The organism is Pseudomonas morbosilactucae, from assembly GCF_023241665.1.
GTDB classification, from domain to species: Bacteria; Pseudomonadota; Gammaproteobacteria; order Pseudomonadales; family Pseudomonadaceae; genus Aquipseudomonas; species Aquipseudomonas morbosilactucae.
In genome coordinates, this window is the sequence record NZ_JALQCX010000066.1 from 20,720 (window position 1) to 44,203 (window position 23,484).

Genomic DNA, 23,484 nt, shown 5'->3' on the forward strand with positions numbered 1-23,484 from the left:
TCAGTGCCCGGGGCTGAACGCGATGGGCGCGCCATGGGCCAGGCCGCCCCGGCACTTGAGTACACGCAATTGTGCGGGCCGGGCATCCACGGCAATGCGCAAGGCCGCCGGCGACGGGTTGACCGCCTCTGCCTGCGGGCGGTAGGCAAAGGCCAGGGTCTGGCCGGTTTCCGCCGCCACCTGCAAACGGCGCAGGGCGCGATCATCGGCCTGCTGCGGCCAGCACAACACGGCGCCGCAACTGCCCGAGCGCAGGCATTGCTCGGCGGCCCACAGGGCATCGCGCTCACTGGCCTGGATAATCGACAGCTGACGCACATCCACTCCAGCGTTCTGCCAGGCTTGGGGATAGGGCACATAAGGCGGCGCCACCAGCACCACTCGCTCCCCCGCCGCCGCCAATCGGGCCAGGGCCGGCCACAGCAGTTGCAACTCGCCCACGCCCTGGGCGGCGATAAGGATTTCCGTCAGCGCCGCCTCCGGCCAGCCACCCGTGGGCAGCACCGCATCCAGGGCCGCGTGGCCAGTGGCTTGCGGGCTGGGGGCCGGCGCAGCAGGCCGGCCCTTCCACACCCGGCCGGCATTGAACAGCGTATCCAGCGCGACCACGGCCCCCATCAGCCTGGCCTCACCAGACCGCAGAACACCCCTTCGATGGCCAGGTCCTGATCAACCGTGACCTCGATCGGCGCATAGGCCGGGTTGCGCGGCAGCAGGCGAATGGCCTGGCCCTGGCGCTGAAAGCGCTTGATGGTGACTTCGCCGTCCAGGCGGGCGATGACGACCTGCCCGTTGCGCGGTTCAGGGTTGCGGCGAACGGCCACCAGGTCACCGTCGAGGATGCCGTCCTCGATCATCGAATCGCCCTGGACCCGCAGCAGGTAATCCGGGGCCAAGGAGAACATCCCCGGGTCCAGCAACAAGCGGCCATGCACCTCGGCATCCACGCCAATGGGCGCGCCGGCGGCCACTCGGCCCAGCACGGGGATGTCCAGCAGCTCGGGGCGCGGCGCTTGATTGAGCAGGCGAATGCCCCGCGCCTGGTTCGGGTTGACCTCGATAAACCCGGCCTCGGTCAGCGCCAGCACATGCTTGCGCGCCACGCTGCGCGAGGCAAAACCAAAGGCTTCGGCGATTTCGGCCAGGCTCGGAGGCTGGCCGCGATCGGCGATGCGGTCACGGATAAAGGTCAGGATGGCACTGCGGCGGGGAGATAAAGTCGTCATGGAGTACATTTGTACTCCTCTCGGATTTTTCTGACAAGCACCGCTAATCCGCTGCCGGTGGAGGCAGTTTTGGGAGGGGTGTGGATTTTGGGAGCGCGATCGCTGGCAAGCCAGCTCCTACAAGGGGGCGGCGGGTGCGGCTGTTGTAGGAGCCGGCTTGCCGGCGATCGCGGTATGGCGGGGTTGGATCAGGCGGTTTTCAGGCCGCGCAGGTCGAGGTGGCCGTCCAGCAGTGGCGGGCACCAGTAGTAGCCACCAGTGATTGGCCGGCTCATGCGGTACAGGCCGTCGGTGATGCCGTCTTCCAGGCCGCTCATGCGTCGCAGTTGGGCTTCGAAAGCATTGAGGGTGTGACCGAAGGCCAGGAACATCAGGCCGCCCCGATCCCCTTCGATCCACGGCATCGAACGACGCACCATAAAGGCCTCCGGGGTGAAGCTCTCCTGGGCGGTGCGCTTGACGTGGGCCGAGACCGGCGCATCGTCCAGCTCTTCGTTGTCGCTCAGGCGCCGGCCCATGATGTTGTCGCGCTCTTCGGGCTGCATGGCGGCAAAGCCCTTGAAGTCGTGCTGCCACTGCTGGATCGCGGCAAAGCTGCCACCGCGCAGGCCATCGACACCGTCCGCCAGGCCCGCCGCCACGGCCGCGTCATCGTGTGGGTTTTCGGTGCCGTCTTCGTAGCCGGTCAGGTCGTGGCCGTCTTTGTGGCGGAAGGTTTCGTTCATCTGCACCAGGCGCAAGGCCGGTGCCAGGGCCGCTTCCAGGGCATTGCTGCGGTGCAGCAATTCACCGCGGTCGTCGCCATGCAGCCAGACCCACAGTGCATGTTGGGTCGACGGGTTGTCGACGCCGACGCCGGTCAGTGCCGGGAACGCCTTGAGGCCTTGCACGCGAGCGCCCAGGGCCTTGACCAGCGAGGCGCCAAAACCTGCTACCGCCGTTTTTCCATCCACCTGCGACAGCAACTGATCCAGGGCGGCAGGCAATGCCTCGATGGATTCGAGGGCAAAAAACAAATGACGGGCCTGGCTCGGAACGGGGGTGGCAAGAATGCCCGGCTGGTAGTAACTCATAACGACTCCTTGAAGAAAGCGCGAAGTTTACCCGCCAGCCCCCGGTTTGTGGTGAGCCGCGCCCATAAACCGGGGGATTTCGCCGCCTTTTCTGCCCTGTAATCGCCTCGCAGTCACTTGATTCGATAATGAAACGTATTACGCACCGCCGGCACCGTCACCGCTTGCCCATCGACGATCCGCGGCTGGTAGCGAAAGGTGTTGGCCGCGGCCAGCGAGGGCCGCATAAACAACGGATGACAGCCGTCCAGCACCTTGGGATTTTCCACCCGCCCCAGGGGATTGACGCTGTACTCCACGGTGCAATCGCCTTCCAGTTCCTTGTCCAGGGCTCGTTGCGGGTAGTCCGGCGCCTCCTTGCTCAGGGGCAGGTATTGACGGCTGTCAGCGGCAGCCGCCTGCTGCCGTGCCCGTTCCGCCGCCACCCGCGCCTGCTCTGCCCGTTGCGCCTGCTGCGCCTGTTCCTGGGCCACCCGCTGTTGCTCGGCTTCGCGCTGGCGCTTTTCCGTGTCAAGGCGCTGGCGCTGTTGCTCGGCCTGTTCCTCACGCTTGCGCTCTTCCACACGCTTGCGGGCCAGGGCCGCCTGTTCGAGTTTCGGTGCCGGCTCGCGCACCGGCGGCAGCGGTTTGGCCGGCTCCGGTGGCGCACTCACCTGGGGCTCCACCGGGGCAGGCAGCGCCGCCACGGGCAAGGGTTCCGGGGCCTGGGGTTCAGCCGCCGGCGGCAACATCACCAGTTGGGTTTTCAACACCGCCGGCGCCTGCACCGGCGGCGGCTCCACCGCCCAGCCCAGCACCAACAGCACCAGGACACCCGCGTGCAAGGCCAGGGCCAGGGTCGCCGCCAGGCTGTTGCGCCAGAACACCTCGCGCGCCCGGCGCGGCTCGTCACAGAACGCGACCTGCAAGCTCAGCGCAGTCATTGCGGGGCCTCGGTCACCAGCCCCAGGTTGTGCACCCCGCCCTGCTGCAAGGCCGCCATGGCCGCGACCACACTGCCGTAACCGGCGTCCTTGTCGGCGCGGATATAGACCTGGGTGTCACTGCGCTCGGCGACAATCTGCGCCACCTTGGCGCGCATCTCGTCCAGGGCCACGGCGCTGTCGGTCTGGTTTTTCGTGTCCAGCTCGCCGCCCAGGTTCCAGTAGTAGCCGCCCTCGGCCTTCACCGACAACGTAAGAATCTGCTGCCGGGTGTCGTTGGCCAGGGCTTCACTGGCGACCTTGGGCAATTCGATCTTCACCCCCTGGGTCAGCATCGGCGCGGTGACCATAAAGATCACCAGCAGCACCAGCATCACGTCGATGTAAGGCACCACGTTCATTTCCGCCTTGGGCCCGTGCTTGCGTTGCGGCCTGACTAACATGTGCACTCTCCTTTCAGGCGGCCACGGCCAGGTTGATCGGCGCGCCATGCAACGTGCGGTGCAGGCGCACCTGCAGCTCGTTGGCAAAGGCGTAATAGCGGGTCAGCAAGGTCTGGCTGCGGGCCGAGAAGCGGTTGTAGGCAATCACCGCCGGGATCGCCGCGAACAGGCCGATGGCCGTGGCGATCAAGGCTTCGGCGATGCCCGGGGCCACGGTGGACAGGGTCGCCTGCTGCACCTGGGACAGGCCGAGGAAGGAGTTCATGATCCCCCACACGGTGCCGAACAGGCCGATGTAAGGGCTGACCGAGCCCACGGTGGCGAGAAATTGCAGGCCCTTTTCCAGGCGCACTTCCTGCTCGCTGATGGCCACGTACAGCGCTCGTTCCACGCCTTCCAGCACCACCTCGGCCGGGTTGCCGCCGGACTGTTTCAAGTGGCCGAACTCCTGGTAACCCGCGTGGAAAATCTGCTCCACGCCGCCCTCGCCGTCACTGGCCTGGGCCGTCTCGCGGTACAGCGGCAGCAGCTCCGGCGCCCGGCGAAAACGCTGCACAAACTCGTTCATCTGTTTTTCCCGCCCGCGCAGCACACGGCTGCGCTGGATGATCAGGTACCAGCTGAGCAGGGATGCCAGCAGCAGGGTCAGCATGACCGCCTTGACCAACAGGCTGGCGTCGCTGATCAGTCCCCAGATCGTCATGTGTTCGAGTGTGGCCTGCATGGTGAAACTCCTTTGCCTGATGCCTACGGGCCAACGCTGCACGCTGGCCTGTGGGCTATTCGATGAAAAATGGATGACCGATTGATGACGGGCCGATCAGGGCAACTGCAAGGCCCGGGTGACCTCGGCCCAGGGCACGAACTTGAAGTTCTGGGTCTGCTCGGGCATGCGCTTGCGGCCGTCCTGGACCACCAGCATGCCCTGGCTCCAGGGCCCGCCGAGGTTGACCGAGGTGACTTCCAGGCCGTCGGTTTCCGAGGCGCCATCGATCCCCGCCGCCGCGTTGAGGCCGACGCGGAATGCGCCGTGGCTGGCGAACGGCGGCTCGGCGTCGAGCACCAGGTAGCTGTCGTTGCCCTGGCTGGAAATCACCAGATAGTCACGCGCGGCGCTCTGGTACAGGGCCAGGCCCTCGACGTCGGCCTGGAGCAGGCCGCCGACCTTGACCACACTGGCCAGGGTCGCCGGTTGCTCGGGCCGAGCGTCCACGGCCCAGACGCCGACATCTTCCTCACCGATAAACAGCCGCTGGCGCTGGTCGTCAGCGACGCAGCCTTCCGGCTGGCTGGCCACCTTGAACTGGCGCACCAACTCGCCCTGCACGCTGCCATTGGGTGCGCTCAGGCGGTATTGCACAAAGGTGCCGTCCTTGCCGTTGGCGATGGCGTACAACTCGCCGCTGGCGGGCTGGAACAGGCACATGCCGTAGATTTCCTTGAGCGGCGTGGGGATCTCCCCGGCTTCCCGCAATTCGCCACTGGTGCGGTCGATGGCGAACAGGCTGAGGCTGTTGTGATCGCGGTTGCTGGCCACGGCGAGGTCGACGGTCTGCTCGCCGAGCTTGAACCCGGGACGCACATCGACGTTGTTCAAGCGCCCCACGGGCAGTTCCTGCAGCAGCTTGCCCTGCAGGTCGTACGCCAGCAGGCCCTGCTTTTTATTGGTGCCCAGCACCCGGCTCAGGGACGGTTGCTGCGGGTGCACCCAGATCGCCGGATCGTCGGCGGCATCGCCCTGGCGTCCCACCGGGTCGCTCTGCACCACAGGCTCCACGGTCGGCAGCACCGGGGGCAGGCTCGGCGGGGTCGCCTGCCAGTTCAACTGGCCCTGATACAGGCGCCCGTCCTCGTCATCGCGCAGCAGCACTTGCAGGCCCTTGCCACTGGCGCGCACGGCGAGATTTTCCGGTTCCTTGAGGCCCGCCAACGGCAGCGTGGCCTTGGCGCTCCAGCCTTTCTCCTGCTGCTGATAGAGGTGCAACTGCGCCGCCTTCGGGTCCAGGCCCAGCACCCCGCCCGGCATCAGGGCCATGGCCCCGGCGCTGTTCTTGATGTCGCCAAAGGGCGCGCGCAGGGCCACCGGGGCGCGCGCGGTGTCGGCTTCGGCATGGGCCGGGTACGCCCACCAGCCGACATTCTGTTCATTCACCAAGAGTTGCTGGGCACCATCGTCCACCTGGCAGAACTGCGCCTCGGGGGGGAGCGGCAGGCCGCGTACCCGCAGGGGCTCGGCATTCAATTGGGCACCCTTGCCCACCAGCCATTGCTCGCCCTTGCCCTCCTCGCCTACCAGGAACAGAAACAGGTTGCTGGCTTCATCGCGGTACAGGCACAGGCCATTGACCGGGTAGTCGCGGGTGGGCAGGTACACCGGCTGCCCCCAGCGACGGGCCGCCGGATCGACGCTCACCAACAGCGCCTGTTGACGCTGGTTGTCGAGGCTGGCCACCAACAGCTGCTGGCCGGCGACGCGGCTGTCCAGGCCACTGAAGGAACCCTTGAGCGCCGCCAACTGGCGCCCCTGCTCGTCCAGCAGCAATAGGCCGTCACGCTCGCTGGCCAGCAACCGATCGGCGCCCAGGCCACTGGGCACGAAGCCCAGGGCAGTCACCCCTTGTGGCTGCTCGGCCCAGGGCTTGAGGCTCAAGCCGGGCACGTTGGGCGCGGCCAGGGCGGCGCCACTGGCGAGGCCGATCAACAGGGCCAGCAGGGTATTTTTCGGGGCAAATAAAGTGCTCATCACAATCCTTGGTTGTCGATTCAGGCCGGCACCGCCAAGGGCGCCGGGCGGTGGCTCAGAAGTGGGTAAAGGTCAGGCCGAGCTTGTAGGTCGGGCCGTACTCTTCGTACTGGCCGTTGTAGGCGCGGTTGCCGGTGTAGACGAAGTACGGCTGGTCGGTGAGGTTCTGCGCCTCGAAGCTGACTTGCAGGTTCTTGCTCAGGGCGTACTTGGCGCTGAAATCGACAAAGGTCTGGGCGTCCACGTGCAGGTCATGGGCCTTGTCGTTGATGCCCGCCAGTTCGTAGAGGTAGTCCGATTTGTAGTTGGCCGAGACGCGCAGGCTGAGTTTGTCGTTCTCCCAGCCGAGCATCAGGTTGCCCACGGTGTCCGACTGGCTGGGCAGGTCGATGTCGCGCTTGCGATTGCGCCCGCTGGCCTGGTCGAAGCCCTCGATGCTCGCGCTGGAGCGGCTGAAGGTGCTGTTGGCGCCGACCAGCAGGCCGTTCCACGGCGCAGGCAACCAGTCGAACTTCTGCGAGTAGGCCAGTTCCAGGCCGTAGAGTTTGGCGCTGTCGCCGTTGGCGAAGCTGTGGGCTTCGGAGAAGCCGGCCCAGGCGCCGCTGCCGGCCAGGTCGGTGTTGTAGACGAAGTTCTGGATGTCCTTGTAGAACACGAAGGCCGAGACGGTGCCGGCGCGGCCCATGAAGTGCTCGATGCCCAGGTCCAGGTTGCTCGACTCCAGGGGCTTGAGGTTGGGGTTGCCGAAGCTCGCCTCGTCGCCGTCAATGACAAAACCCGGGGCCAGTTGGCCGAAGGTCGGGCGCACCACGGACTTGGTCCAGGCGGCGCGCACCTGGGTGTTCTTGTCCAGCTGGTAACGGGCGTGCAGGCCCGGCAGCCAGTGGTGATAACGGCGTTGGGTCTGGGTGTCGGTAAAGGCGCCGTCGGTGACCCCGGTGCCCTTGGCCGAAAACTCGGTGCCCTCGTAACGCAGGCCGGCGATAAAGCGCCAGTCACCGATGTCCAGGGTGTTCATCAGGTAGCCGGCGTTGATGTCCTCGCTCATCTTGAAGTCGTTGACCCGGGACTCCACCGCGTCATAGAAGTCCGCCGCGTTGAGGCCGCCAATCAACTGCTCGATGGCGCCAGCGCTGATGCCCGGGCCGAACTGGCCGAGGCGATAGTCCACCGTGCCTTTCTGGAATTGGCTGAGGTTGAGCTGGTCGCTGGTAAAGCCCAGTGTGTCGAAGTCTTCATAGACCCAGGTTTCCAGGTCGTTGTCCTTGTTGCGTCGGCTGACCTTGCCGCCGAATTTGACCTGGGATGCGTAGCCCTTGAAGTCGTAGTCCCGGGCCAGGTCCAGGCGCAGGTTTTTCTCGGTGTCGGTGGTTTTCTGCTTTTCCCACTCGACCTTGCTCAGGCTGAAGTTGGCCGGGTCGTAGAAGCCGGGGCTGATGATCGGCCGAGGCTTGTCGTTGTCGTAGAAACCGCTGCCGCTGAAGTCGCTGTTGCCCTCGAACGTGGCACCGGCGATGTGCCCCGGGCTGTCTTCGCTGGAGCGGCTGTAGCCGGCTTGCCCGCTCAGAGTCCAGAGCCCGACCAGGCGCTCGCCGCCAAACACATAGGACTGGATTTCCTGGGTCTCGTCGCGCTGCTTGAGCTTGCGCTTGCCCTCGGCGTCACCCAATTCCCCCGCGGCCTGCGGGTCGGCGAATTCGATACTGGTGGAGTTGCGGGTCTCGCTGTCCTTGTAGCGGCTGTAGAGGGTGCGCAGGTAGTAGCTGCTGTAGTCGTCGGGCTTGTAGTCGAAATTCAGGCCGCCACCGGCGCGCTCGCGGCTGATGTCGTAGTCGCGCTGCTCGAACTCCTGCAGTTTGGCACCTTGCTCGAAGTCCCAGGCACCGCCGGTTTCCACGTTGTCGGAGCCGAAGTCACGCTTCTGCCAGCTCAGGGCCGCGGCCACGCCGAAGTTGTCGATGCCGTCGCCGAGGCTGAAGCGGTTGCTCGCCGCACCGGAGAATTTCGGGCTGGTCTGGCCGCTGTTCTTGTCGTAGCTGGCCTCGCTGCTGCCGGTGTAGAACAGGCCTTTGTGGTCGAAGGCCGAAAGGCTTTTCACGTCCACGGTGCCGCCCAGGGAGTTGGCGTCCATGTCCGGGGTCAGGGTCTTGATCACCGACAGCGACTGCACCAGCTCCGAGGGCAATACGTCGAGGGCCACGGCCCGGCGTTCGCTCTCCGGGGAAGGCACCAGGGTGCCGTTGATGGTCACACTGTTGAGGTCCGGGCCCAGGCCGCGCACGCTGACAAAGCGCCCTTCGCCCTGGTCGCGCTCGATGCTGATGCCCGGCAGGCGCTGGGCGGCTTCGGCGACGTTCTGGTCCGGCAACTGGGCCACACCGTCGGCGTGCACCACGCTCTTGATGCTGTCGGCACTGCGCTGTTCCTTGAGCGCCTTGTCGATACTGGCGGCCTGGCCCACCACCTCCACGTGCTCGGTGGCGGCTGGCTCGGCGGCGCTGAGGCGCTCGCTGGCAATCGCCATGGCCAATGCGGTGAGCGTGAAGCTGACGAGCCCGACGTTGGCGCTGCGCTTGTACATGGTGGCCTCCCCAAAGAATCCGCTGACGCCGGGCAAGGGGCCCGGCAACTGGGAGGGCACGCTAGGGGCGGCGAATGACGGTTCTGTGACAGGCCTGGGCGGCGCAAGGCGTAAAGGGCTCTTTGCCGGGGGATTGAGTCACGGAATGAGCTGAAATGACCCCCACGGCACCGAGGTAAAGGCTTTTGCAGGAGCGGGTTTGCCTGCGATGCCGTCTTGAGGTGGACGGTGGATAGGCGGGGGCCATCGCCGGCAAGCCGGCTCCTACAGGCGGGTTGGGGTTTGGCGAGGGACGGGAGGGCGCGGTATCGGGGCGAAAAAAATCGGCTGATGAGTGTGAGCTGATTCGACCCCGACGCGGTTTTTACGGGTGTCACCCGGCTGTCACAAACATCTGCTGTGCTGGCGCCCATTCATTCCTGGCAAAAGGATCGCGGCCATGTTCTCCGTGCTCAAACCCCATCGTTGGAAACTCGCCGTGCTGTTGCTCGCGGCCAACGCCGGGTTGCTGCTGCACCTGGCCTGCGGCGACTTGAAACGGTTCGATGAATGGGTCTGGCTCGACATCGTCGGTGAAGGTGGCTCGGCGCTGCTGGCCCTGGTCTGGCTGGGGCTGGTGCTCAAGAGCCGGCCCGCCGGGCGGGTCACCGACTACCTCGCGCTGGGCCTGAGCTGCATCTTCTTTTCCTGGTGGATCGACAGCCTCGACGAGTTCATCCGCCTGCCCGCCAGCATCACTTGGGACCACTGGCTGGAATCCGGGCCGATGCCAGTAGGCATGGTCTTGCTGACGATCGGCATCTACCACTGGCACCGCGAACAGTTGGCCATCAGCGCGCAAATGGAAAAACGCGAACGGCTGTTCCGCGAGCACCGGCTGTTCGACAAGCTCACGCCCCTGGGCAGCGCCGACTACCTCAAGCGCCAGTTGGTCGACACCCTGGAACACAGTCGCCAACACCAGCAGCCGCTGTCGTTGCTGGCCCTGGACCTGGATAACTTCGCCGCCATCAACCAGAACTACGGCCACGCCGAGGGCGATGCGCTGCTCCAGGCCCTGAGCCATTTGCTGCTGCTCAACCTGCGTCGCCAGGACCTGCTGTGCCGCCTGGCCGGCGACCGCTTCGTGGTGCTGCTGCCCAACACCGGCGAGCGCCAGGCCCGGCTTCTGGCCCAGGAGCTGCAACAGGCGATCCACAGCCTGGCCCACAAGACCCGGCAGCACGGCGAGCGCCTGCAGTTGTCGGCCAGTTGCGCAGTGGTGATGGCCCTCGACGAAACCCCGGAAGGCTTGCTCAAACGCCTCAACCTGGCGCTGGCCCGGGCCAAGCAGCCCCTGGCCAAGACGGCCTGAGGCGCACCATGACTCTGAAAACCACCTGGTACGAAAACGACAGCCGCTTTATTCCCGGGCATTACCAACCCGCGGCGCTGGTGGACCTGGCCCTGTCCCGGGACATCGACAGCCATCGCCTGCTGCGGGGCACCGGGCTGTTCCACGAAGACATCCTCGCCGGCCAGGCCCTGCTCAGCCCGCAGCAGTTTCTCGGGCTGATCGGCAACAGCCGGCGCCTGCTGGACGCCGACGACAGCAGCTTCCTGTTCGGCCAGCGCTTGCTGCCCGGGCATTACGGTGCCGCCAGCCATGCCCTGCGCCACGCCCACAGCCTGCACCAGGCGCTGGACACCCTGGTCCAGCACCAGGCCCTGCTCAGCCCCCTGGCTGCGCCGCGATTGCTGTTCGACGAGCACTACGCCTACTGCTATTGGCTGGACAGTTGTGGCGCCGGCGAGCACTGGCGCTTTCTGCTGGAAGCGAGCATGACCTCCCTGGCCGGCATGAGTCAGTGGCTCAGCGGCCAGCGCCTGCCCTGGGAATGCAGTTTCAGCCACGCCGAGCCGCGTTATGTCGAGCAGTACTGGGTGCACCTGGGGGAACACACGCAGTTCCAGCGCCCCCTGGACATGATGCGTATCCCCCGGGAGTACCTGGCCCAGCCCTGGCCCAACGCCTCGGCCACCGCTGGCCAGGTGGCACGCCTGGAAGCCGCCGAGCAGGGGCGGGAGCTGGGCTTTGCCAGCAGCTTTCTGGACTGCATCTACCTGTACCTGCAAACCCATGTGCGCCAGGCCCCCAGCCTGGAACAGGCGGCCCAGGCGTTCGGCATGAGCCCGGCGACCCTCAAGCGCAAGCTGCACAAACACCACAGCGGGTTCCAGCAACAGGTGGACCAGGTGCGCAAGCACGTCGCCCTGTACCTGTACCAGATCAAGGGCTGGCGCAACGAAGAGGTGGCCGAGTACCTCAACTTCAACGACGCGGCCAATTTCCGCCGCTCGTTCAAGCGCTGGACCGGCAGCACCCCGAAGCTGATCCGCCAGTTACTGGGCAGCGACTGAAGCACCGGCCAACACCCGCGCGAGGACAAGCGTGCGCCCGCTGAAAACACTCGGCTGCCGAGCGCGCCGCCCTGCCCCGGCTCAGTGAAAAATCCTTAAAGCACCGCGCCAGATAGGCGTATAAACCTTGGAGCGACGTTTCCACGGCCATCTGCGCACTGATTATTTCCAACACGGGGTAGAGTCATGACCACAGCCAATCGCCTGAACAACCTGTTTCCCGGCGCCGCCGACATCCCCGAGCCTTACCGCCTGGAAGGCCCGATCGAACAGCGTGACTACTTGGTGGATGGCCAGTTGCAGACCTGGGACGGCCCCCTGGCCGTGGTCCGCAGCCCGGTGTACCTGGCCACCGCCGACGGTGACCAACAAGTGATTCTCGGCAGCACCCCGCTGCTGGATGCCGACACCGCCCTCACCGCCCTGGACGCCGCCGTACGCGCCTATGACCGGGGCCAGGGCGCCTGGCCGACAATGCGCGTGGCCGAACGCATCCAGCACGTGGAAGCCTTCCTCGGGCGCATGCGCCAGCAGCGCAGCGCGGTGGTCAAGCTGCTGATGTGGGAGATCGGCAAGAACCTCAAGGATTCAGAAAAAGAGTTCGACCGCACCTGCGACTACATCGTCGACACCATCGATGCGCTCAAGGAACTGGACCGCCGCTCCAGCCGCTTCGAGCTGGAGCAGGACACCCTCGGCCAGATCCGTCGCGTGCCCCTGGGCGTGGCGCTGTGCATGGGTCCCTACAACTACCCGCTGAATGAAACCTTCACCACCCTGATCCCGGCGCTGATCATGGGCAACACCGTGGTGTTCAAGCCGGCCAAGCTCGGCGTGCTGCTGATCCGGCCGTTGCTCGAAGCCTTCCGCGACAGCTTCCCAGCCGGGGTGATCAACGTCATCTACGGCAGCGGACGCGAGACCGTCAGCGCCCTGATGGCCAGCGGCAAGATCGACATCTTTGCCTTTATCGGCACCAACAAGGCCGCCAGCGACCTGAAGAAACTCCACCCCAAGCCCCACCGTTTGCGCGCGGCCCTGGGCCTGGATGCGAAGAACCCGGGGATCGTGCTGCCCGAGGTCGACCTCGACAACGCGGTCAACGAAGCGCTGACCGGCGCCCTGTCGTTCAATGGCCAGCGCTGCACCGCGCTGAAGATTCTCTTCGTCCACGAAGACGTGGTGCAGGCCTTTATCGAGAAATTCAACGCCAAGCTGCAGACCCTGAAACCGGGCATGCCCTGGGAGCCGGGCGTGGCCCTGACGCCACTGCCGGAGAACAGCAAGGTCGACTACCTGCACGCCCTGGTGGCCGATGCCGTCCAGCACGGTGCCCAGGTCATCAACCCCGAGGGCGGCCAAGCCCGGGCCTCGTTCTTCTATCCGGCGGTGCTGTACCCGGTGAACCCGCAAATGCGCGTCTACCAGGAAGAACAGTTCGGCCCGGTGGTGCCCATCGTGCCCTACCGCGACCTGGACACGGTGATCGACTACGTCCTGGAATCCGACTTCGGCCAGCAGTTGAGTATCTTCGGCACCGACCCCGCCGAAGTCGGACGCCTGGTGGACACCTTCGCCAACCAGGTGGGGCGGATCAACATCAACGCCCAGTGCCAGCGCGGCCCCGACACCTTCCCGTTCAACGGCCGCAAGAACTCCGCCGAGGGCACGCTGTCGGTACATGATGCGTTGCGCACCTTCTCGATCCGTACCCTGGTGGCGACCAAATTCCTGGAGAGCAACAAAACGCTGATCAGCGACATCATCCGTCAGCGCGAGTCGAGCTTCCTGACCACCGATTACATTTTCTGACGTCCCACAGGAGGACCTGATCTGGGCCCGTTAAAGCGCTTGCGCGCATTCACCCTGCCACCGCTGTTGCGCCGTGTACTGCTGCCATTGCTGGACCCGTACCGGCGCTACCGCCACGCCAAACTGATCCACGCCGTGCGCGTGGCCCTCGGCCTGATCGCCACCATCGTGCTGACCACCGGGCTCAACCTGCCCCACGGCGAGTGGGCCTCGGTGACCATGCTGGTGGTGATCGGCGGCCTGCAACACCACGGCAACATCGGCAAGAAGGCCGCCGAGCGGGCCATCGGCACCCTGGTCGGCGCCGGGGTCGGGCTGCTGCTGATTATCCAGCAGGCCTACCTGGGCCTGCCCTGGGTCACCTACCTGGGCATGGCCACGGTCTGCGGGTACTTCTCCTACCACGCCATCGGCAAGGGCGGTTACACCGCGCTGCTGGCGGCGATCACCGTGTTTATCGTCGCCGGTCATGGCGACAATCAGGTCAGCGACGGCCTCTGGCGCGCCGTGGACATCCTGATCGGCATCGCCCTGGCCCTGGCGTTTTCCTTCGCCATTCCGCTGTACGCCGTGTATTCCTGGCGCTACAACCTGGCCAGTGCCCTGCGCGATTGCGCGACCCTGTACGGGCGCATTGTCGGCGGCCAGTCGGTGACCGACGACGAGCACCTGAAAATCCTCGGGCGCCTCAACAGCACCCTGCTGCAACTGCGCTCGCTGATGCCGTCGGTGTCCAAGGAAGTACGGATTTCCATGACCGAACTGGACGCCCTGCAGCGTCACTTGCGCATGTGCTTCAGCACCCTGGAAATCCTCGGCAACACCCGCCCCGATGCCAGCGATGCCCAGGCCATGGCGCAGATGCAAAGCCTGCTCAAGGATGAGCACCGGCAGATTCGCGTACTGCTGGTCGGCATGGCTCGGGCCCTGCAATCCGGAGCTATCCGTCGCCTGCAACAGCCTTGGCCCAGTCCTACCGCACCGGTCGTGGCCCCGCCGCTGTACAGCGAGCTGGACGGTTACCGGCTGCTGACCCGGCAACTGCTGAGCAACCTGGGGGAAATGCGCCAGCGCCTGGGCCACAGTGCGCCCCACTGGAAAATCTGAACCGTCTCAAGAACTCAGCAGCCGGCGGCGGCCCAGGCTCCAGCCCTGCTGCATGCCGGCCGCCGCCAGCAGAATCGCCGCTACACCCAGCCATTGCAGCGCTTGCAGGCGATGCCCGAACGCCAGCCAGTCGACGGCAATCGCCGCAATCGGGTAGATGAAAGACAAGGCGCCGGTCAGGGCCGTGGGCAGTTTCTGAATGGCCCCGTACAACAGCACGTACATCACTCCGGTGTGGAGCACGCCCAGGGTCACCAGGCTGGCCCAGGCGCTTGGCTGTTGCGGCAAGGCGTCAAAGTGGGCCCAGGGCGCCAGCAGCAGGACCCCGGTGCACACCTGGATCAGCGCGATCAGATGGGGCGGCGTGCCGCTCAGATGCTTGATCAGCAACGCGGCGAAGGCGTACAGCAGCGCCGCACCCAGGGCCAGGACAATGCCCAACAGGTAGTCGCTGCCCACCGCCCCCTGCTCGCCATGGGCACTGACGATGGCCAACATGCCGGCAAAGGCCAGCGCCAGCCAGGAGAGCTTTTGCGCGGTGATTTTTTCACCGAGAAACAACGCCGCCAGGCCCACCAGGATAAACGGCTGGACGTTGTACACCGCGGTGCCAATGGCGATCGAGGCCCGGGAGTAGGAAGCGAACAGCAGCACCCAGTTGCCGACAATCGCCACCCCGCTGAGCACCGCCAGCAGAAAACGGCGGCTCGTCAGAATATCCTTACGCAAAAAGCCGAAAACGCCGCAAATCAGCAGCAAGGCACCGGCACCGAACACACACCGCCAAAACACCACGTCCAGCACCGGCTGCCCGGAGACCAGCACAAACCAGCCAATGGTGCCGGAAATCAGCATGGCGGTGGTCATTTCCAGGGATCCACGACTCAATGTTTTGTCCATTTTTCAGGCTCCTCGACAAGAGCCAAAAGTATGCGGTGAGGCCTTGCGCCGCTCCATGGACAATGCAAGGCTACAAGCCTTCAACGCCTTTTTTATCAAGGCAAAAACGACCATTCACCTAACGAGGCTGCCATGCTGGATGGAATCGACCAATGCCTGATCAATGCCCTGATGGACGACTCGCGCCGCTCCCTCAAGGCCCTGGCGCAGATCAGCGGGCTGTCGGCACCGAGTGTCGCCGAGCGCCTGCGACGCTTGGAAGAACGCGGCGTGATCAAGGCCTATACCCTGGAAATCGACCCCAAGTTCCTGGGTTACCAACTCCAGGCCATCGTCCGTATCCGGCCCTTGCCGGGCAAATTGCAGGAGGTCGAGCGGCAGATCCTGGCGATCGCCGAGTTCACCGATTGCGACAAGGTCACTGGCGATGACTGCTTTATCGCGCGCCTGCAAGTGCGCGACATGGAGCAACTGGACAGCCTGCTTGACGGGCTCAACCACTTCGCCGAAACCAACACCGCGATCATCAAGAAGTCCCCGCTCAAGCGGCGTCTGCCCCCCATGACCTGAGCCCCGGGCGGCGCCTCGCACGGGGGCGCCGAACTGGCTGATCCAGCGCTTGAAAGTGCTCGCCTGCCCCCGGTTCAGAGGCGTTTCTTACGTCTTTTACCGCCATTACCTGCCTCAAACCCAGAGCTTTCCCAGTTCGTATCAGACGATTCTTAAAGTGCAGGCCGACGTCTTTTGGCCGCCAATTTCGGTGATACCCTGCGAAACCTCTGACCACCCCCCAGGCAAAAGGCCTGCCTCCTGCACCAGGAGCACGGCCTTGCTGCGCCCCCATGCCTGTCGAAAAGCCGAGTACTTGTGAACGATGTCGATCCACGTCCAGATAGCCGATGACCACCCGCTGACCCTTATTGGGATTCAGACCCTGCTGGAACGGCGCAGCAACCTGAAGGTGGTGGCCCAGGCCCACAGCGTGGAAAGCCTGTTGCAGAACCTGCAGGACCACCCCTGCGAACTGCTGCTCACGGACCTGATGATGCCGGGCGGGGAACAGGTGGACGGCATCCGCCTGATCCACCGCTTGCGCAGCCGCTATCCGCAACTGGCGATAGTGGTGATCACCATGCTCGACAACCCGGCGCTGATCAGCAGCGTGCTGAAACTCGGGGTCCAGGGGCTGGTGAGCAAGCGCGGCCTGCTCAACGATTTGCCCAAGGCCATCAACGCCAGCCCTAGGGCGCCCTTTGTTTCGCCGTCGATGCAACGCCTGCTGGACACGCGCACGGCGGACCACGGCAAGCCCCTGCTGCAACTCGAGCAACTGTCCGCGCGGGAGATCGAAGTGCTGCGCCTGTACGGCTCGGGCATGAGCGTGGGGGCCATCGCCCTGCACCTGTGCCGCAGCAAGCAAACCATCAGCACGCAAAAAAGCAGCGCCATGCGCAAGCTCGGACTGGACACCGACGCCAGCCTGTTTTTGTACATCCAGGAACACGGCCTGTCCTGAGCCCTCGTCCGCGTCGCCCCTTGGAGCGTTTGCCCATGCCCCCCTTAGCGTTTTCTGCGCCTGCCACGCGGCGGTCCCGTTGCCGGCTGCTGTTCCCCCTGCTGGGCCTGCTCGGCGTGTTGACCCACTGCACAGCCCATGGCGCCGAGCCGCCGAACACCGAGGGCGGCACCCTGCCCCTGACCCGGCTGCTGGAAATGCGCAACGCCCTGCCCAGCAAGACCTTGCGTGTGGCCACCATCGCGCCGCCGGAGCGGCCCCTGGAAAGCGCCGGCAATCAGGTGCTCAAGGCCCTCTCCAATCAGTACCTGGACTTGATCGGCGACCAGCTCGGCCTGACCTTCGAGCGGGTGGAACTGCCCTCGCCCCAGGCCGCCATCCAGGCCTTGCTCGACCGTCGCATAGACCTGCTGCCCCGGGCCAGCGAGTTCGAGGCCCATGAACCCGGCCTGATCCTGAGCCAGCCCTACCTGGACAACCAGCCGATCATCGTCGGTCGCAACAACGACCAGAGCCTGCCCCCGGACCTGTCGGGCAAACGCGTGCTGGTGCTGGAGAACTACCTGCGCCCGGCCATGGTCAGGCAAGCCTACCCGCAGGCCGAGGTGGCCCTGGTGCGCACCACTGCCCAGGCCTTCGAACAATTGGCCAGCGAGCAGGCCGATGCCTTTATCAGCGATAAATTCCGCGCCAACCTGTACATGCAGGCGCGGCCCGACCTGGGCCTGCACAACAAGTTTGCCGCCTACTTGCCCAACACCGGTTTCGCCTTCGCCATGCGCCGCGACGACCGCGCCCTGCGCACCTTGATCGACTACGTGCTGGGCAATATTCCCGCAGCCCACAAGCAGAAGATCCAGCACAGTTCCAGCCAGCAGCCCTTTCCCTTCGCCCCCACCGAATCCTTCAGCCTGAGCCCCACGGAACTGGCCTGGCTCGGCGCCCATCGACGGATCAGGCTGCTGGCCGAGGAAGCACCGCCCTACCTCTATCGTCGCGCCGACGGCCAGTGGGCCGGCCTGAGCATCAACCTGCTGCAGACCCTGGCCAGTACCTTGCGCCTGCAACTGGAGATCCAGCCCAGCCAATCCAAGGCCGGCGACCTGGCGCAGTTGCTGGCCGGCAACGCCGACCTCACCACCCGCAGCCTGGCGGTTTCCGATGGCGCCCGGGGGGTCGGTTTCAGCCAGGCCTACGGCACCCGCAACTGGGCCTTTATCATCCGTGCCGGCGACAGCTCCCCCAGTTCCCTGGAAGCCATGCAGGGGCGCAAGCTGGCGCTGCCGCGCAATCACCCCTTGCTGGGCTACCTGCGACAACGCTACCCAGGCATCCAACTGCTGCTCACCGAGCACTACCGCGAGGCCCTGGACCGAGTGCTGCAATACCAGGTAGACGCCACCCTCGACACCCCGGTGGGCACCGAAGCCCTGCCCGGCCAGGGCCTGCAATTCGGCCTGAGTTTCGAAGCCACGCCCACGCCTCATCAGTTCGCCGTGGCGCCCGGATCACGGGAGCTGCTGAGCATCCTCGACAAGCTGCTGGACGCCCTGGCCAAGACGCCGCAAAGCGACATTCAACTGATTGCCGAACAACGCCCCGACGCTGCGCTCTGGGAATGGATCGCCGAGCAAGCCTGGCACGTGCTGCTGGTGGCGTTGCTGATTTTCGTGCTGTCGCTGATCTGGAACTGGCGGCTGAAGCGCCAGATCAAGGAAACCAACAGTGCCCAGACCCGCTTGCAGGACAAACTGGCGTTCCAGTTTTCCCTGCTCAATGGCCTGCCAACGCCGCTTTACGTGTGTGACCTGGAAGGCCGCCTGAGCACCTGCAACCGGGCCTATGAAGAGTTTTTCAGCACCCGCCAGGAGCAGGTCCGCGAGCGCCTGCCCACGGAACAGCCGAGCATGCCGGAGGACTTCGCCCAGGCCCTGCAAGAGGAACACCGCCTGCTGCTGGCCAGCCATCGCCCGCGCTTTCTCGACACTCGGTTGTTGATCAACGGCCAGGAGCGCTACCTCTACCAATGGCTGGTGCCCTTCTACAACGCCCGGGGCGTGTTACAGGGGTTGCTGGGCGGCTGGCTGGATATTTCCGAACGCAAGCACCTGGAACTCAAGCTGCGGGAAGCCAAGCAAGCGGCGCAGCAGGCCAGCGCCGCCAAGAGCGAATTCCTTGCCAGCATGAGCCATGAACTGCGCACACCGCTCAATGCCCTGGTGGGCCTGCTGGAGCTTGAGACCAGCAGCCGCCAGACACCGTCGCACCACCTGCGGGTGGCGCAGCAATCGGCGACCTCGATGATCGACCTGATCGGCAACATCCTCGACCTGGACAAGATCGAGAGCGGCCTCATGCAACTCGCGCCCCACCCCACCGCCCTCGAACCGCTGTTGAGCAACAGCCTGGGGCTGTTCGCCGCCCAGGCCCAGGAGAAAAACCTGCACCTGCGCTTCGATTACCAGGCCACGCCGCACCGCCTGTACCTGGTGGATGCCCTGCGCCTGCAGCAGATTTTCCACAACCTGATCAGCAATGCCTTGAAGTTCACCGACCGTGGCAGCATCCAGGCCCGGGTCACCGAACGTGTGCTGCGCCCGGGCGTCAGCCTGCTGACCCTGAGTGTGCGCGACACCGGCATCGGCATCCCCAAGGCCTTGCAGCCGTTGATCTTCGAACCCTATCGCCAGGCCAGCGCCCGCACCGCTCACCTGTACGGCGGTTCGGGGCTGGGCCTGAGCATTTGCAGTCAACTGAGCCAATTGATGGACGGCCATATCTGGCTGGAAAGCGAGCCCGGCCAGGGCTGCTGCGTGCACGTGGAACTGCCCCTGAAGTGGCAGCCGGCCCTGGCGCCGCCCCTCAAACTGCCGGCACCGCAACCGGCCACCCAGGCGTTGCGGGTGCTGGTGGTGGACGACGTCTCCACCAACGGCCTGGTGCTGACCCTGCAACTGCAGCGCCTGGGCCACCAGGCCCAGCATGTCAGCAGCGGCGAACAGGCGTTGCTGGCGTTGCGCGAGGCGCCCTATGACGTGCTGATCAGCGACTGCAACATGCCGGAGATGGACGGCTATGCCCTGACCCGTGCGGTCCGCGAAGACGAGCAGCGCCGAGGCCTGGCACCGCGGCTGATCATCGGCTACACCGCCAGCGCCCTGAGCAACGAGGCCACCCAATGCTCCAACGCCGGGATGAACGACCTGATGGTCAAGCCGGTGACCCTGGCGCGCCTGCGGGAAGTCCTGAGCCACCACGCGCCCATCGACGCCGAGCCCCGAACGCAGCGCCCCTTCAACCTCGATCACTTGGACGAGGTGGGCAAGAACAGCGCGATCCTGCGCCGGCGCATCCTCCTGGAACTGACCCAGAACCTGCAGCAGGAAATCACCCAGTTGCGCCTCGCCGACCTGGCCAAAACACCCCAGATCATCGGTGACCTGAGCCATCGCCTCAGCGGCGTTGCCTGCCTGATCGATGCCCGCGAGATGGCCGCCAGCTGCCATGCCCTGCGCCAGGCCGACACGCAACAACCGGCTGCCGTACGCCGCTGCCAGGCTGAGCTGCTGGCGACCCTGGAACGCATTTTCGACCAGGCCAAGGCCGATCTGGCGGCCCTGCGCCAGCCATTCCAGCCCTGGTCGCGAGGCATCGCCCGGGCGCCCCTGGTGCAATCTCGTACCCGTCCCATTTAAGCCGGTCGCTGCTGTTCCTACCCTGGCGCTTGCTTTCGAGGGGCGCCAGACAGGGATCCCGGCCATCACTGGAGCCGCCACATCCTTCCCCACGATCGCCTGTTGAATCCAATAATTTCCAACCAAGGATCAATCGATGATCACGTTGCACCGAGCCCGTTCATTCCTCAAGTTGCCCCTGGCCATGGCTATCGGTATGGCTTCGCTCGCGGCTCAACACGCCAGCGCCCACGGTTACATTGAAAGCCCGAAAGCCCGGTCGTTCATGTGCAGTGCCGGTGGTGGCAACCAGAACGGCAACTGCGGCCCTGTCGCCTACGAACCCCAGAGCGTCGAGTACTTCGGCACCCCGGGTGGTGGCCGTGAGCACTTCCCGAGCAACGCCAAGGCCTGCACCGGCGACTTCCGCACCTGCGGCCCGGCCGACGGCACCATTGCCGCCGGTGGCATGATCGGCTTTGCCAAGCTCAACGAACAGTCGAGCAGCCGCTGGACCAAGAACACCGTCAAGCCGGGCCCGCAGACCTTCACCTGGAAGTACACCGCCGGCCACGCCACCCGCTACTGGCAGTTCTACCTCACCAAAAAAGACTGGAACCCGAACCAGCCACTGACCCGCGACTCGTTCGAGATGACCCCGTTGCTGGATGAAAAGTGGAACGGCAGCATGCCGGCCAAAGCCGGGCAGACCACCCGGCACGTGGTCAATATCCCGGCCGACCGCAGCGGTTATCACGTGATGCTGGCGACCTGGAAAGTCCACGACAACTCCAACACCTTCTACTCGGTGGTGGACCTGAACATCGATAACGCCCACGCCGTTGAATCGCAATGGCACGCTATCGGCGCGGTGCAGCCCGAACCGCTGAAGGTCGGCGACAAGGTCATGACCCGGGTGTTCACCCACACCGAGCAACAGGCCAGGCAAGTGGTGCTGGACATCGATTCGGCAGCACTGGCCAACGAAAACGTCTGGCCGTTCGAACTGGCGAAGAAGGTCAACGCCGCCAAGCTCGGCTACCAGATGGGCTTGCTGGACGACAAGGATCAGATCGTGCCCAACCGAGGCCAGAACAGCATCTTCGTCAACAAGGGCAGCGACATCAGCAACGTGGTCATCGCCAAGGAACTGGCCAGCCAGCCGAGCGAACTCAGCGTCACCGGCGTGCAGCCTGAATACACCGCGAAGAACGGTCAGGTCGACCTGCACTTCAACGCCATCGTCAAGGCCAGCGACCCGAAAGACGAGCACATGGTCTTCGCCAAGGTGTTCGACACCACAGGCAAGACCCTGGCCTATGAACATGCACCGATCGGCAACCTGACCCCGCACTTCTCGATCTCACTGAACGACATCAAGGCCGGAAAATACGATCTGGTGGTGGTCTCCAGCTCGAAGAAAGGCGAACTGATGCAGCAGACCGCGCGCTTCACCGTGAAGGCTGAAGAGAGCGTCGGTGGTGGCGAGAAGCCCGGAACCGGTGGTGACAAACCGGGCACCGGCGGCGACAAGCCCGTTGAAGGCGGCCAGTACGACCACGTCTTCCCACAAGGGCTGAGCGCCTACAAGGCCGGCACCCGGGTCCTGCAACCCAAGGACGGCAAGACCTACAAGTGCAAGGCGCATCCGTACAGCGGCTACTGCGTGCAGTGGAAAGCCGGCGCCACCCAATACGAGCCGGGCACCGGTAGCCACTGGGGCATGGCCTGGGATCGCCAATAACCCCTAAAACGACGCGTTGAACATTGAGCGTGGCCAATCAGTGCCACGCTTTTTTTTGCCTGCCAGGCAGGCACTGGCGAACCACTCTCGTACTCGTCCCATGGGACCGCCCCGCCCCGCCCCGTAGCCTGTTTCTGCTCTCGGGGACGCGCCGGCACGGACGCCCGCCGCCCTATCAGGTCGGACCCCATCCGCAACCCCGAGACCTTTTGTATTCACTTCCAATCGCTCAAGGCTTTCTCAATGATCAACTCCAACCGAGCCCGCTCGTTCCTCAAACTGCCTCTGGTCCTGGCCATGGGTGCTGCCGGTCTGGCCGCGCAACAGGCGTCCGCCCACGGTTACATCGAATCCCCCAAGGCTCGCTCCTTCATGTGCAGCAGCAGTGGCGGCCAGCTCAATGCCAACTGCGGCGCCATCACCTATGAACCGCAGAGCGCCGAGTACATCGGTCGCCCGGGCGGCGGCTTCTCGCACTTCCCAAGCAGCGCCCAGGCCTGTACCGGTGACTTCACCCAATGCGGCCCAGCCGATGGCACCATCCCCGCCGGCGGCCTTGACCGCTTCGCCGAGATCAACGAGCAATCGGCCACTCGCTGGACCAAGACCACCGTCAAGCCGGGCCCGCAGACCTTCACCTGGAAGTACACCGCCGGTCACGCCACTCGCTACTGGCAGTTCTACATCACCAAAAAAGACTGGAACCCGAACCAGAAGCTGACCCGCGATTCCTTCGAGCTCAAGCCCCTGCTCAACGAGCCCTGGCCAGCCCTGAACACCCCGGCCCCTGCCGGTGGCAAGACCCAGCACACCGTGAACATCCCGTCTGACCGCAGCGGCTACCACGTGCTGCTGGCCACCTGGAAAGTCCATGACACCGACGCCACCTTCTACAGCGTGGTCGACCTGAACATCGACAACGGTGCGGTCATTCCGTCGTCCTGGACCACCGTGGGCGCGGTACAGCCCCAGGCGCTGAACATCGGTGACAAGGTCAAGACCCGGGTGTTCAACGCACAGGGCGAAGTGAACGCCAAGCAAGTGGTACTGAACATCGACTCCGCCGAGCTGGCCAAGGCCGACGTGTGGCCGCGCGAACTGGCGAAGAAGGTCAACGCCGCCAAGCAGGGCTACCAGATGGGCCTGCTCAACGACAAGGACGAAGTGGTGCCGAACTTCGGCAAGAACGACATCCTGGTCAAGCAAGGCAGCGACATCGTCAACGTGATGATCGACAAGGAACAGGCCGCCAAACCGGGCGAACTGGCCATCACCGGCATGCAGCCCGAGTACACCCTGAAGGACGGCAAGGTCGACCTGCACTTCAACGCCATCGCCAAGG

18 protein-coding genes are annotated in these 23,484 nt (G+C 65.0%); 9 read left to right on the top strand and 9 right to left on the bottom strand.

Annotated features, from left to right (window positions below; genetic code table 11):
* The 8 genes from imuA to M1B35_RS28545 form a co-directional block, all read right to left on the bottom strand.
* Window positions 1-618, bottom strand: a complete 618-nt coding sequence (gene imuA, locus M1B35_RS28510) for a translesion DNA synthesis-associated protein ImuA (RefSeq protein WP_123335956.1) — start codon at window positions 616-618, stop codon at window positions 1-3.
* Window positions 618-1,235, bottom strand: a complete 618-nt coding sequence (gene lexA / locus M1B35_RS28515; RefSeq protein ID WP_268263713.1) for a transcriptional repressor LexA — start codon at window positions 1,233-1,235, stop codon at window positions 618-620. The genes imuA and lexA overlap by 1 nt, the downstream gene beginning before the upstream one ends.
* Before the next feature lie 179 nt (window positions 1,236-1,414).
* Window positions 1,415-2,299, bottom strand: coding sequence for a Dyp-type peroxidase (locus M1B35_RS28520; protein WP_123335952.1), 885 nt, complete (start codon window positions 2,297-2,299; stop codon window positions 1,415-1,417).
* Window positions 2,300-2,412: 113 nt separating this feature from the next.
* The gene (locus M1B35_RS28525) at window positions 2,413-3,222 is read right to left on the bottom strand and encodes a TonB family protein (protein ID WP_268263714.1); all 810 of its coding nucleotides are present in this window, start codon (window positions 3,220-3,222) and stop codon (window positions 2,413-2,415) included.
* Window positions 3,219-3,665: a protein TolR gene (gene tolR, locus M1B35_RS28530; protein ID WP_123335948.1), complete on the bottom strand. Its 447-nt coding sequence runs from the start codon at window positions 3,663-3,665 to the stop codon at window positions 3,219-3,221. Before tolR ends, M1B35_RS28525 begins: the two co-directional genes overlap by 4 nt.
* A 13-nt stretch (window positions 3,666-3,678) precedes the next feature.
* A complete protein-coding gene (gene tolQ / locus M1B35_RS28535; protein ID WP_268263715.1) occupies window positions 3,679-4,389 on the bottom strand; it encodes a protein TolQ in 711 nt (236 codons plus the stop codon).
* Between the two features lie 96 nt (window positions 4,390-4,485).
* Window positions 4,486-6,408 (bottom strand): phytase, encoded by a 1,923-nt coding sequence (locus M1B35_RS28540; RefSeq protein WP_268263716.1) that lies wholly within the window; start codon window positions 6,406-6,408, stop codon window positions 4,486-4,488.
* A 55-nt stretch (window positions 6,409-6,463) separates the two neighbouring features.
* Window positions 6,464-8,989 (bottom strand): TonB-dependent receptor, encoded by a 2,526-nt coding sequence (locus M1B35_RS28545; protein WP_268263717.1) that lies wholly within the window; start codon window positions 8,987-8,989, stop codon window positions 6,464-6,466.
* Between the two features lie 439 nt (window positions 8,990-9,428).
* Here M1B35_RS28545 and M1B35_RS28550 point away from each other — a divergent pair, with 439 nt between their 5' ends.
* From M1B35_RS28550 to M1B35_RS28565, 4 genes are all read left to right on the top strand, one after another.
* Window positions 9,429-10,343 (top strand): GGDEF domain-containing protein, encoded by a 915-nt coding sequence (locus tag M1B35_RS28550; RefSeq protein ID WP_123335940.1) that lies wholly within the window; start codon window positions 9,429-9,431, stop codon window positions 10,341-10,343.
* 8 nt (window positions 10,344-10,351) lie between these two features.
* Window positions 10,352-11,389 carry an AraC family transcriptional regulator gene (locus tag M1B35_RS28555; protein WP_123335938.1) on the top strand — a complete coding sequence of 346 codons (1,038 nt, stop codon included), beginning with the start codon at window positions 10,352-10,354 and terminating at the stop codon, window positions 11,387-11,389.
* 186 nt (window positions 11,390-11,575) lie between these two features.
* Window positions 11,576-13,201, top strand: coding sequence for an NADP-dependent glyceraldehyde-3-phosphate dehydrogenase (locus tag M1B35_RS28560; protein WP_123335936.1), 1,626 nt, complete (start codon window positions 11,576-11,578; stop codon window positions 13,199-13,201).
* 66 nt (window positions 13,202-13,267) lie between these two features.
* Window positions 13,268-14,308 carry an FUSC family protein gene (locus M1B35_RS28565; protein WP_123336131.1) on the top strand — a complete coding sequence of 347 codons (1,041 nt, stop codon included), beginning with the start codon at window positions 13,268-13,270 and terminating at the stop codon, window positions 14,306-14,308.
* A 6-nt stretch (window positions 14,309-14,314) separates the two neighbouring features.
* Here M1B35_RS28565 and M1B35_RS28570 read toward each other — a convergent pair whose 3' ends face one another.
* On the bottom strand, window positions 14,315-15,208 hold the full coding sequence (locus M1B35_RS28570; protein ID WP_268263718.1) for a DMT family transporter: 894 nt from the start codon (window positions 15,206-15,208) through the stop codon (window positions 14,315-14,317).
* Between the two features lie 132 nt (window positions 15,209-15,340).
* Here M1B35_RS28570 and M1B35_RS28575 point away from each other — a divergent pair, with 132 nt between their 5' ends.
* The 5 genes from M1B35_RS28575 to M1B35_RS28595 all read left to right on the top strand — a co-directional run.
* Complete coding sequence (locus M1B35_RS28575; protein WP_123335932.1) at window positions 15,341-15,778, top strand: Lrp/AsnC family transcriptional regulator; 438 nt, start codon at window positions 15,341-15,343, stop codon at window positions 15,776-15,778.
* 304 nt (window positions 15,779-16,082) lie between these two features.
* A complete protein-coding gene (locus M1B35_RS28580; protein ID WP_268263719.1) occupies window positions 16,083-16,724 on the top strand; it encodes a response regulator in 642 nt (213 codons plus the stop codon).
* A 35-nt stretch (window positions 16,725-16,759) separates the two neighbouring features.
* Window positions 16,760-20,419 (top strand): ATP-binding protein, encoded by a 3,660-nt coding sequence (locus M1B35_RS28585; protein WP_268263720.1) that lies wholly within the window; start codon window positions 16,760-16,762, stop codon window positions 20,417-20,419.
* A 136-nt stretch (window positions 20,420-20,555) separates the two neighbouring features.
* A complete protein-coding gene (locus M1B35_RS28590) occupies window positions 20,556-22,142 on the top strand; it encodes a lytic polysaccharide monooxygenase (protein WP_268263721.1) in 1,587 nt (528 codons plus the stop codon).
* A gap of 243 nt (window positions 22,143-22,385) precedes the next feature.
* A partial coding sequence (locus M1B35_RS28595; protein ID WP_268263722.1) for a lytic polysaccharide monooxygenase occupies window positions 22,386-23,484 on the top strand: 1,099 nt, incomplete at its 3' end.

Coding starts and splice junctions, on each gene's coding strand:
- imuA (WP_123335956.1), bottom strand. CDS start 618: ATGGGGGCCGTGGTCGCGCTGGATACGCTGTTCAATGCCGGCCGGGTG.
- lexA (WP_268263713.1), bottom strand. CDS start 1,235: ATGTACTCCATGACGACTTTATCTCCCCGCCGCAGTGCCATCCTGACC.
- M1B35_RS28520 (WP_123335952.1), bottom strand. CDS start 2,299: ATGAGTTACTACCAGCCGGGCATTCTTGCCACCCCCGTTCCGAGCCAG.
- M1B35_RS28525 (WP_268263714.1), bottom strand. CDS start 3,222: ATGACTGCGCTGAGCTTGCAGGTCGCGTTCTGTGACGAGCCGCGCCGG.
- tolR (WP_123335948.1), bottom strand. CDS start 3,665: ATGTTAGTCAGGCCGCAACGCAAGCACGGGCCCAAGGCGGAAATGAAC.
- tolQ (WP_268263715.1), bottom strand. CDS start 4,389: ATGCAGGCCACACTCGAACACATGACGATCTGGGGACTGATCAGCGAC.
- M1B35_RS28540 (WP_268263716.1), bottom strand. CDS start 6,408: ATGAGCACTTTATTTGCCCCGAAAAATACCCTGCTGGCCCTGTTGATC.
- M1B35_RS28545 (WP_268263717.1), bottom strand. CDS start 8,989: ATGTACAAGCGCAGCGCCAACGTCGGGCTCGTCAGCTTCACGCTCACC.
- M1B35_RS28550 (WP_123335940.1), top strand. CDS start 9,429: ATGTTCTCCGTGCTCAAACCCCATCGTTGGAAACTCGCCGTGCTGTTG.
- M1B35_RS28555 (WP_123335938.1), top strand. CDS start 10,352: ATGACTCTGAAAACCACCTGGTACGAAAACGACAGCCGCTTTATTCCC.
- M1B35_RS28560 (WP_123335936.1), top strand. CDS start 11,576: ATGACCACAGCCAATCGCCTGAACAACCTGTTTCCCGGCGCCGCCGAC.
- M1B35_RS28570 (WP_268263718.1), bottom strand. CDS start 15,208: ATGGACAAAACATTGAGTCGTGGATCCCTGGAAATGACCACCGCCATG.
- M1B35_RS28575 (WP_123335932.1), top strand. CDS start 15,341: ATGCTGGATGGAATCGACCAATGCCTGATCAATGCCCTGATGGACGAC.
- M1B35_RS28580 (WP_268263719.1), top strand. CDS start 16,083: ATGTCGATCCACGTCCAGATAGCCGATGACCACCCGCTGACCCTTATT.
- M1B35_RS28585 (WP_268263720.1), top strand. CDS start 16,760: ATGCCCCCCTTAGCGTTTTCTGCGCCTGCCACGCGGCGGTCCCGTTGC.
- M1B35_RS28590 (WP_268263721.1), top strand. CDS start 20,556: ATGATCACGTTGCACCGAGCCCGTTCATTCCTCAAGTTGCCCCTGGCC.